General features: G+C 39.2%; 10 protein-coding genes. 8 read left to right on the top strand and 2 right to left on the bottom strand.

What is annotated here, in order from left to right; genetic code table 11:
- Nucleotides 1–9: 9 nt before the first annotated feature.
- Complete coding sequence (locus ACFQWC_RS08375) at nucleotides 10–927, bottom strand: COX15/CtaA family protein (RefSeq protein WP_377106863.1); 918 nt, start codon at nucleotides 925–927, stop codon at nucleotides 10–12.
- Nucleotides 928–1,406: 479 nt separating this feature from the next.
- Here ACFQWC_RS08375 and cyoE point away from each other — a divergent pair, with 479 nt between their 5' ends.
- From cyoE to ACFQWC_RS08335, 8 genes are all read left to right on the top strand, one after another.
- Nucleotides 1,407–2,321: a heme o synthase gene (gene cyoE / locus ACFQWC_RS08370; RefSeq protein WP_299740591.1), complete on the top strand. Its 915-nt coding sequence runs from the start codon at nucleotides 1,407–1,409 to the stop codon at nucleotides 2,319–2,321.
- A gap of 102 nt (nucleotides 2,322–2,423) precedes the next feature.
- On the top strand, nucleotides 2,424–3,500 hold the full coding sequence (gene coxB / locus ACFQWC_RS08365) for a cytochrome c oxidase subunit II (protein WP_299740593.1): 1,077 nt from the start codon (nucleotides 2,424–2,426) through the stop codon (nucleotides 3,498–3,500).
- Nucleotides 3,501–3,529: 29 nt separating this feature from the next.
- The gene (gene ctaD, locus ACFQWC_RS08360; protein WP_299740595.1) at nucleotides 3,530–5,401 is read left to right on the top strand and encodes a cytochrome c oxidase subunit I; all 1,872 of its coding nucleotides are present in this window, start codon (nucleotides 3,530–3,532) and stop codon (nucleotides 5,399–5,401) included.
- Complete coding sequence (locus tag ACFQWC_RS08355) at nucleotides 5,401–6,030, top strand: cytochrome (ubi)quinol oxidase subunit III (protein ID WP_044337518.1); 630 nt, start codon at nucleotides 5,401–5,403, stop codon at nucleotides 6,028–6,030. The genes ctaD and ACFQWC_RS08355 overlap by 1 nt, the downstream gene beginning before the upstream one ends.
- Before the next feature lie 4 nt (nucleotides 6,031–6,034).
- A complete protein-coding gene (gene ctaF, locus ACFQWC_RS08350) occupies nucleotides 6,035–6,367 on the top strand; it encodes a cytochrome c oxidase subunit IVB (RefSeq protein WP_044337517.1) in 333 nt (110 codons plus the stop codon).
- A 427-nt stretch (nucleotides 6,368–6,794) separates the two neighbouring features.
- Complete coding sequence (gene ctaG / locus ACFQWC_RS08345) at nucleotides 6,795–7,700, top strand: cytochrome c oxidase assembly factor CtaG (protein ID WP_299740598.1); 906 nt, start codon at nucleotides 6,795–6,797, stop codon at nucleotides 7,698–7,700.
- Nucleotides 7,701–7,772: 72 nt separating this feature from the next.
- On the top strand, nucleotides 7,773–8,234 hold the full coding sequence (locus ACFQWC_RS08340; protein WP_299740600.1) for a DUF420 domain-containing protein: 462 nt from the start codon (nucleotides 7,773–7,775) through the stop codon (nucleotides 8,232–8,234).
- A gap of 126 nt (nucleotides 8,235–8,360) precedes the next feature.
- On the top strand, nucleotides 8,361–9,506 hold the full coding sequence (locus ACFQWC_RS08335) for a GNAT family N-acetyltransferase (protein WP_299740602.1): 1,146 nt from the start codon (nucleotides 8,361–8,363) through the stop codon (nucleotides 9,504–9,506).
- A 115-nt stretch (nucleotides 9,507–9,621) separates the two neighbouring features.
- Here the strand turns inward: ACFQWC_RS08335 and ytvI are convergent, their stop codons facing one another.
- Nucleotides 9,622–10,680, bottom strand: a complete 1,059-nt coding sequence (gene ytvI / locus ACFQWC_RS08330) for a sporulation integral membrane protein YtvI (RefSeq protein WP_299740604.1) — start codon at nucleotides 10,678–10,680, stop codon at nucleotides 9,622–9,624.
- Nucleotides 10,681–10,791 lie beyond the last annotated feature (111 nt).

Below are 10,791 nucleotides of genomic sequence, written 5' to 3'. Positions count from 1 at the left end.
ATCCTTTTTCTATTCTTTAAGTTTACTTCTTGAAGCAAGTAAAATGAAGTAGCATAGTAAACCGAATAAACAAGAGATGATCAATGCGTGTAATAAAGCGATCCCAAGGTTCAATCGTGTTAACACAACGAGTGCTCCGGACATGACTTGAAGAGATACCAGCGTAAATGCAATGATCCATCCCCAATAAATAACCTTCTGGTGTTTATGCTCTTTAATCGCAATATATGTGATATATGCAATCCATAAGAAAATGAGTCCTGCTGCTGTTCGATGTCCCATCTGAATCCATTCATAGAGATTTGTGGGCAGACCCGGGGACGAATTGACACATAGCGGCCAATCCTTACATACTAAGCTTGAATCCGTATGTCTTACTAAAGCTCCAGTATAAACAACAATGTAACTATATAAAGTGACCCCGATTGTATGAAATCTCATGCGTTTATTGATGACCAATGAGTGGGCATCAAATTTCTGGTCGACTTCAAAAATCAGCAGTGTCAATAATAAGATTGAAGCAAATGATATAAGAGAAATTCCAAAATGCAATGCGAGTACGAAGTCTGATTGTCCCCAAAGTACAGCGGCAGCTCCAATAAGACCTTGTAATACTAAGAAAAAGAAAGAGAGTGCAGCAAGAAATTTCGTTTCGCGCTTATATCCAATCGCTCTCCATGACCATATTGATAAGGCCAATACCAGTAAGCCTACACCACCGGAGACAACCCGATGTGCTAATTCTATGACAAGCTCAAATGTAATATCAGTTGGAATTAATTGCCCGTTACATAGTGGCCAAGACCGGCCGCATCCCATACCAGATTCTGTCTTTGTTACAAGGGCTCCTCCTAATAGAACAAATAACATGCCAAGAGTAGTGAGGACGGCAAGCCATTTTAATCCTTTGTGAACACCTTTATGCAATCTATTCACCTTCTTAACTAATAGACTCTACACACTTTCTAAATTATAAATATAGTAGAAAAATATATATGCCCCTACGATAATACATAAAAGGTCAGTAAAACTCAACCGATAAAATGTTACAGAATTATGAGCATGATAATTAATTATATGAAGAGAATAGGTATTAGTAGATAATGACTAATTTGCAGAAAAACAAAATCTGTAAGCGCTTAGCTTCGTTTTATGGTATGATGGGTTTAAAATGTTTGTAGAAATTTGAAGAAACCTCTGCGCTTTTCTTTCTTCACAATTTCTTCACATAATTGTCTAATTCTCCCCCAAAAAGGAAAAAATATATGGTTTAATATAATATTGATAGCATATATACTATTTCTTATCTGTGCATGTTAACAGGTGATATAGAAATAGTGAAACATTTCCTATATAGTATAGAGGTGGCAACTGGCCTCTGGCTTTTTATAGAGAGGAGGAAGAAAATGGCTAATAGTCGAATGATGACAAACGTAGAAGAAGCAGATTTGACAACCTCAACTGCGTGGAAGGATTTTTTAGCATTAATCAAAATTGGTATCGTTAATTCAAATTTAATTACAACCTTTACAGGTATGTGGTTAGCTTTTTACTTTACGAATACGCACTTTCTAAATTCTCTTGATATAATGTTCCTTACATTGATAGGTTCTTCCCTTATTATTGCGGGTTCTTGCACCATTAATAATGTGTATGATCGTGACATCGACCATCTGATGGAACGTACAAAAGCACGTCCTACCGTAACGGGCAAGATCAATGGACCTAAAGCATTGTCTTTGGGATTAATAATGATTGCAGTGGGAATCATTATGTTATTTATGACCACTGTTACTGCAGGTGTAATAGGAATTATCGGGGTATTTAGTTATGTTGTATTATATACAATGTGGTCAAAGAGAAAATATGTGAGCAACACGATTGTAGGAAGTATCTCTGGCGCGGTTCCACCATTAATCGGTTGGGCAGCTGTTGATGCAAACCTTGATGTAATCGCTTGGGTACTATTCTTAATGATGTTTATCTGGCAGCCACCTCATTTCTACGCATTAGCGATGAAGAGGGTGGAAGAATACAGGGCAGCGAATATCCCAATGCTTCCAGTGGTGAAGGGATTTGCTACCACAAAGCACCATATCGTAGCATGGGTTGCAGCTTTATTGCCACTTCCATTCTTCTTGATGGATTTAGGAATGTTCTTCTTTGTCCTTGCAACAGCCTTTAACATTGGCTGGCTGGCACTGGGTCTCGCAGGTTACAAAATGAAAGACGATATTAAGTGGTCGAAACTTATGTTTGTCTATTCACTAAATTATTTAACTATCTTGTTCGTAGCGATGGTAATCGTTACCGTAATTTAAGATTAGTGGGAATTCTTTCTGATAAGAAATCCAAATAGATATTTTCATGAGTCCTTGTTTTATTCAAAAGTATATTACACGAAAGAGGGGTTTGATTAAGCTATGAAAGCAAGGCTATCTAAGTGGCGCTTATTCTCAATTGTAGCAATGTTAGCGCTAGTTCTTTCTGGTTGTGGAGAGCCATTTCTCTCCACATTACAGCCAGCTGGTGAAGTAGCACAGTCACAATATGATTTAATGATACTGTCTACATTAATAATGGTATTAGTAATCATTGTAGTAGTCATCGTCTATATGGTGGCAATTATTCGTTTCCGCAGAAAAAAGGGAGATACTACTATCCCGAAACAAGTTGAAGGTAGTCACACACTTGAAATCGTGTGGACAGTAATACCAATAATCCTTCTTCTTATCCTGGCTGTTCCAACCGTAACGTCGACTTTCGAATTAGCGGATACAAAAGCTATGGACAAAAAAGACGCAGATGGTAATCGCGAAGCTTTAGTTATAAATGTTCGCGCTAATCTTTACTGGTGGGAATTTGAGTATGAGGATGAAAAAATCATCACTTCACAGGACTTAGTTGTCCCAACCGATCAAAGGGTTTACTTCAATGTTACGGCTTCTGACGTTAAGCACTCTTTCTGGATTCCGGCAGCTGGAGGAAAGATTGATACAAACGTCGACAACGTAAACACATTCTTCCTTGAATTTGATGGAGAAAAGTCTAAAGAAGCAGGCGGATTATTCTACGGGAAATGTGCTGAGCTATGTGGACCTTCTCATGCACTAATGGACTTTAAAGTAAAAGCGCTTCCTAAGGAAGAGTTTACGGCATGGGTAGAAGATATGAAAAATGCAGGAGAACCTAAACCAACTTCTGATTTAGCACAACAAGGACAAGAAATCTTCAACCAAAAATGCTTAAGCTGTCACGCAGTATCACCTCAGGATGGACGTCCTGAATCAGCACGTCTTGCTCCGAACTTAGCAAACTTTGGTGAGCGTACCCGAATCGCAGGTATTTTAGATCACAATGAAGAAGAACTAAAAAATTGGTTAGTTGACCCTGAGCAGTACAAGCCAGGAAATAAAATGACAGGTACATACGGTAACCTGAAGGAAGATGAACTTGATGCCCTTGCAGAATATTTAATGGGATTAAAAGTTCAAGATTAATTGGGGATTAGTTAAAGGGAGGTTTAATCGTGAGTAGCTATGCACAGAAAAAAGGCTTCGGCGCGACTGTTTGGGACTACTTAACAACAGTAGACCACAAAAAGATCGCCATCCTTTACCTTATGGCAGGAGGATTCTTCTTCCTAGTCGGTGGATTGGAAGCTCTTATCATTCGTATACAGCTGGCTGTTCCTAACAATGACTTTGTTAGTGCAGGCTTATACAACGAAGTTTTAACAATGCACGGTACAACGATGATTTTCTTAGCGGCCATGCCGTTGATTTTCGCATTCATGAATGCGGTTGTACCATTACAAATCGGTGCTCGTGACGTTGCATTTCCATTCCTGAATTCATTAGGTTTTTGGTTATTCTTCGCAGGTGGGGTTTTCCTTAACCTCTCATGGTTCTTAGGAGGAGCACCAGATGCAGGGTGGACATCATATGCTTCACTTTCAATGGCATCTAAAGGGCATGGTATTGATTTCTATGTACTAGGTTTACAGATTTCAGGTGCAGGAACATTAATAGGTGGGATCAACTTCCTTGTAACCATCATTAATATGCGTGCCCCTGGTATGACCTACATGCGTATGCCGCTATTTACATGGACAGTATTTGTTACCTCGGCACTTATTTTATTCGCGTTTCCTGCATTAACGGTAGGGTTATTCTTAATGTTATTTGATCGTATGTTCGGATCGAATTTCTTTGATGTAGCGAATGGCGGTAACACCATTATTTGGGAGCATTTCTTCTGGATTTTTGGTCACCCTGAGGTATACATCCTTGTATTGCCTGCTTTCGGAATTTTCTCTGAGATCATTCCACACTTCTCTAGAAAACGTTTATTCGGTTACTCATCCATGGTATTTGCGACCGTGCTTATCGGTTTCTTAGGCTTCATGGTTTGGGCTCACCATATGTTTACAGTAGGTCTTGGACCAATCGCAAATGCAATCTTCGCCGTTGCGACAATGGCCATTGCCGTACCAACAGGTATCAAAATCTTTAACTGGCTCCTTACCATGTGGGGAGGAAGTATCAGCTTCACGACTCCAATGCTCTACGCAGTAGCGTTTATTCCTACTTTCGTAGCCGGTGGGGTTACTGGAATCATGAACGCAGCTGCAACAGCTGACTATCAATTCCATGATACGTATTTCGTTGTTGCCCATTTCCACTACGTTATCGTAGGTGGGGTAGTATTTGCCCTATTAGCAGGTACTCACTATTACTGGCCAAAAATGTTCGGTACAATGTTAAATGATTTCTTAGGGAAGATCGCTTTCTGGTTATTCTTTATCGGATTCCACTTAACATTCTTTATTCAGCATTTCCTTGGCTTAATGGGTATGCCTCGTCGTATTTGGAAGTTCTTGCCTGGTCAAGGGTTAGAAACAGGAAACCTGATCTCTTCTATTGGAGCAGGCTTCATGGGAGTAGCGGTTATTGTTCTTCTTGTTAATGTCATCATGACTCAAGTCAAAGGTGTTAAGGTTTCTAATGACCCTTGGGGAGATGGTCGTACGATTGAATGGGCGATCCCATCACCACCGCCATTCTATAACTTCAAGCAAACTCCACTTATCCGTGGTTTGGATGCTTATTGGTTAGAGAAAATGGAGGGTAAAAAAGACTTAACTCCAGCAGAACCAATCGGAGACATTCATATGCCGAATAACTCCATCTTACCGGTGATCATTTCACTCGGATTATTTATCGCAGCGTTTGGTGCTATGTATCATCCGGATGGTGATAAAGCATGGGCAATTCCTGTTCTGGTAATTGGTATGCTTATTACATTAGGTGCAATGTTCTTCCGTTCAGTACTTGATGATCATGGATATCATGTTCACAAAGAAGATTTAATGGATGATGATAAAGGGGGTAAGGCATAATGCACGCTGAAGAAAAATTCACGCCAAAGACCTGGCCAGCCTCCCCTGAAAAGGCAACCCTTGAGGGGAAAAACAAGTTCATGGGCTTCTGGTTTTTCCTTGGTGGAGAAACGGTTCTTTTCGGATCTCTTTTTGCAACATATTTAGCGCTTAAAGACAAAGTCCCTAGTGACAGTCATGCACTTGCTGCTGACATCTTCGATCTACCACTTGCATTTATTGCAACTATGTTACTTTTAACAAGTTCTCTTACAAGTGTTTATGCAATGTATCATATGAAGAATTATAACTTCCAACGTATGCAGGCTTGGTTATTAGTCACGGTTCTTCTAGGTGCAGCGTTCCTTGGATTAGAGATTTATGAGTTTAATCATTACGTACATGAATACGGGCATACTTTTACTAGTAGTGCATTTGGTTCAGCCTTCTACACACTAGTTGGATTCCACGGAGGACACGTAGCTTTCGGTCTTCTATGGATTGTAAGCTTAATGCTTCGTAACGCTAAACGTGGTTTAAACCTTTACAATGCTCCAAAGTTCTATTTAGCTTCTCTATACTGGCACTTTATCGACGTTGTATGGGTATTTATCTTTACAGTAGTATACTTAATGGGAATGGTGGGATAAACTGATGGCGAATCAACAATCAAATTCAGGTAACCCAAGTGTAGATTACGAATATCGTCGTAAGAAAAATGCAGAAGACATGAGAATGCAGGTTACATCCTTCATGTTAATGATTTTCTTAACATTAGTGGCGTTCATTGCAGTGGCAGGAGATTTTGATAAGTACTTTATTGTACCTTTCATCCTCTTACTTGCAGTCGTTCAACTAATTTTTCAACTTTATTACTTCATGCATATGAGTCATAAAGGTCATGAAGCTCCTGCATTATTCCTGTACTCTGGTGCACTTGTTGCATTTATCACAGTGTTAGCATTTGTAACGATTGTATGGATCTAAAGAAAAAGTCAGCCTTATGGCTGGCTTTTTTTCGTTGGAGTGGGATTTTTCCCAATGTGCTTGTCGGGCCTGTACAGTCGGCTCCGCTTTTCATTGTCCAGCTCCAGCGGCTAGGCCCTCGAGGTCATAAGCCACTTCTGCCAAAAAGGCAAAAAACGCCTTTCCGGCAGAATCGTCTTATGCTTGTCGGGCCTGTACAAGCCGCTTCCGCTTTTCATTGTCCAGCTGCGCCTCCTAGTCCCTCGAGGTCACATTGAGAAAACCCAATAAGGCAAAGAACGCCTTTTTGGGTTTTCCCAATGTGCTTGTCGGGCCTGTACAGTCGGCTCCGCTTTTCTAATTGTCAAGAACTTGTCATTACCTTACATTGAAGTGGGGGAGGGTTGTCAGTATAATGGGGTTAGGAAACGTGAAATGAGGTGAAGAAATGCCTTTAGGTATTTTTGGTTTTATGGCTTTATGGAGCCCGTTTTTTTTCTTGGCTTTAGCATTTATAACGGTCGTGTATTTCTTAATCACTGTCAAATGGAGAGACAGCTTTAAAGAAAGTAAAAAACTGACCAGCAAAGAAGCCACTTATTTTATTCTATCAATGGTTCTCTTATATGGAATTAAGGGTTCGCCAGTAGAAATTATGAGCACAATCTTATTTTCTGCTCACATGGCACAAATGGCGTTACTATATTTAGTGGTCACTCCTCTGCTCGTGTTAGGAATACCTAAATGGGTCTGGAAAGCTGCAGTTGAGTTACCAGTGGTTAAGCAAATCTTTAAGTTTATGACAAAACCATTGATCTCATTACTATCTTTCAATATCATCTTTTCGATTTATCATATTCCTTTAGTGTTTGATAATGTCAGAACTGATGCTACTCTTCACGGTTTGGCGACCATCATTCTATTCTTGCTAGCCTTATTCATGTGGTGGCCTTTACTAAATCCAGTGGATGACGATATTGATTTAAGTGGGCTCAAGCGTATTGGATATATTCTTGGGAGTGCAGTCTTATTGACACCGGCATGCGGTTTGATTATTTTTGCCGAGAATCCTTTATATGCCCCTTATTATGATCCACAAGAGTTTCTTAAAGCATTGGCACTATGTGTGCCTGTTAATACTCTTGAAGGGTTGACGCTGACTGGGCCGGAATTATTTACTGATATGTCTACACAAAATGATCAGCAGCTTGGCGGAGTGATCATGAAGATTGTTCAGGAGATTGTATTTGGAGTTATGCTATTCAACCTGTTTTTTCAATGGTATCGCAAAGATCAGGAGAAACAAGAAAAGCTCTCGTATGATCCCATTGATCCAAAATTGACAGAACAGTAACGAATCAGGGGATGATTAACTTCATTCCTCTAAGTACATAGCTTAGTATTTTTAGAAAAGAGAGGAATAGAGATGGGTTTACCTATTTTACCTACAATTAGTACCACCTTCATCGTATTAAGTGCAGTGACAGTCGCAATTGGATGGTGGCAGATTAAACAGAGAAAGATTGAGCAACATCAGAAAACCATGACACTTGCAGGTATTTTTGCGCTTATCTTTTTCATCATTTATATGAGCAGAACGATATTTGTTGGAAATACGTCTTTTGGCGGTCCTGATAGCATTAAGATTTATTATACGGTTTTCTTGGTTTTCCATATTACATTGGCCACAACGGGTGCTGTATTTGGTTTAATGAGCTTGTGGACAGGATATAAAGATCGTTTAGCGAGGCACCGTAAGCTGGGACCGATCACTAGTTTAATCTGGTTCTTTACGGCTATTACAGGAGTCGCTGTGTATCTCCTCCTTTACGTATTCTACAAAGGCGGAGAAACAACCTCAGTCATTCGGGCAATCCTGGGATATTAAAGAAAAACCTATTATGTGATACATCACATAATAGGTTTTTTTCTTTGTTTAATAAATGGTGATTTACTAAAGGGAATGGTAGAATACCCGTCGAATGTAGAAATAGTAGAAGGGAGCAGAAAAATAATGATTACAAAATTAAACTACGATCAATTTGAAGAATCCTTACAGTTATCCGAATATGCGTTTCAGTATGCTGTACCAAGTGAAGACAGGGAGAGACGTTTTCAACAAACTAAAGAACATACTGTATATGGAATATATGAAGAAGAAAAATTAGCAGCAAAGCTTCACCTGATACCTTTGGAAATACAGATGGGGAAACAGGTGTACCCCATGGGGGGCATTGCAGGAGTCGCCACCTATCCGGAGTTTAGAAGAAGAGGGCACATACGTCAATTGATGAACCATTCATTACTAATGATGAAGGAAGAAGGCAAAGTCATATCCATGCTTCATCCATTTTATATTGATTTCTATCGTAAATTCGGCTGGGAGGTATTTACATTCTTCCACAAGGTACAGCTTGAGAAGAAGGACCTTGTACCTTTAAAACCTCACAATGGCCACATTAAAAGATTTACCAAGGATACGTATCCCAATGAATTAGAAGTGGTTTATAATCGTTACGCGGAAGACTATAATGGTATGCTCGTCCGTTCTGAAAACTGGTGGAGGGAAAGAAGCATCACGGATTTATGGATAGCTATATATTATAATGAACAAGGTGACGCAACCGGATATCTTACATATGAAGTGAAAAAGGAAAAGATAAAGGTTGAAGAATTTATTCCACTTACAAGTGATGCAAGAATTGGATTATGGAACTTTATTTGTCAGCACGACTCCATGGTAAAAGAGGCAGAGCTTATTTTGAATCCGTGTGAAGCCTTACCGTATATGTTGAAGGACCCTGCAGTTAAAATGGAGAAGTACCCATACTTTATGGCAAGAATCGTCGACGTGGAAAACTTCTTAAAGAAACATGTAAAAGAAATCAATTTTTCCTATCAACTGTCACTTTCCATTACTGATTCAACAGCTGCCTGGAATAACAATACTTTCATTGTTAACAAAAATGAAGTGCTCGCGGGAGGAAAGGTGGAGGATCCTATCTCAATGGATATAAACACTTTTTCCGGGTTAGCTTTTGGAGTACATACCCCACAGGCTCTAATCCAAATGGGAAAACTCCAATGCGGAGATGGGGAGCTTCATAAGCTAAAAGCCTTATCGCAGGGAAAACAGCCGTTTTTTTATGATTTCTTTTAAAATGAAGTCCGTGAGTCCGTCTTAACAGATCAACAAAAATGTGACATAGCCAAAGAAATTATCATTACAGATTCAGAAAAGGACAAATCCTAGTCGATAGGATTTGTCCTTTAAATTATAACTTGAAATTCGTTTTTATAATACCTGCCTCTTTAGCGGAGTTAAACACAATGAGTAATAATGGACCGATGATAAAGCCCAATACACCAAAGAGTTTAAGCCCGAGATACATGGCGATCAATGTAGCAAGCGGAGATAAACCAATATGGGTACCCATCACCTTAGGCTCTACCGTTCTTCTAATAATAAGCAGAATGGCAGCTAATACAGCAAGTTGGGTTCCTAATGCGATATTTCCTGTCAGCAGATGGAAAATAGCCCAAGGGCCCAACACGACGATCGATCCAATCAAAGGAATAAAGTCAATCACCCATATGATGATCGACATAACGATCGCAACATCGGGAGCTATAAATAATAATCCGATTAAGGAAACGATAAAGATGATAATACTCACCAGGAATTGAGCTTTAAAGAATCCAAAAATAACGTAAGTGAGTCGGGAAGTCATAAACGTTACTTTCTCTGCAGTTCTTTCTGTCAAGTGACCATAAATGGATTTCTTAATGCGTGGTAAATCCAACATGAATAGAAAAAGAGCTATTAAGTAAACGAGAAAACTTACTAAGTAATTGGGTATATAAGATAAAAATACGCTTATCTTTTCAATATTTACAGAGTTAAGAATTTTCGTCTTTCCACTATTCAGGAAGTTTTGAACGTCTTCACTGAAGCTTTTCACTAATTCATCAGGAAGATCCTCCGTCGCGTTCAACAGCCTATCCTCATAATCAAGCCATATATCGCTCAACTGGTTAACATATTTCGGTGCATCTTCTATCAGCTTGATACCTTCACCAACGACTTTGGTAGTAACGAAGAACGAGGAAACGCTAATAAGAAGTAGAAACAGTATAAAAACGGAAAGTACCGCAATTCGACGTTTTGCCGAGAAACGCTTTTGAATAAAGCTAACGGCAGGCTCCAGGAAAAGAGCAGTAATAATCGCAGTAATTAAGGGGACGGAAACTGGTAATATAAAAAAAGCAGTTATAGCAAGTATTAAGAAGATCAGCGTAATCATTAATACCTTTTTCGTGAAAAACTTTGACAATTGTGTACCCCTTTCTAACAGAAACCTCTTACTATATATTATATGAGAGAATGTGAAGAATGAACAGTAGGAAGAAAATGAAATTTCAAAGGATTTATTTCTGTTTAATAC

Origin of the sequence: Rossellomorea sp. GCM10028870, assembly GCF_042666755.1 — a bacterium.
GTDB lineage: Bacteria > Bacillota > Bacilli > Bacillales > Bacillaceae_B > Rossellomorea.
This window is presented reverse-complemented; position numbering and strand designations above follow the sequence as displayed.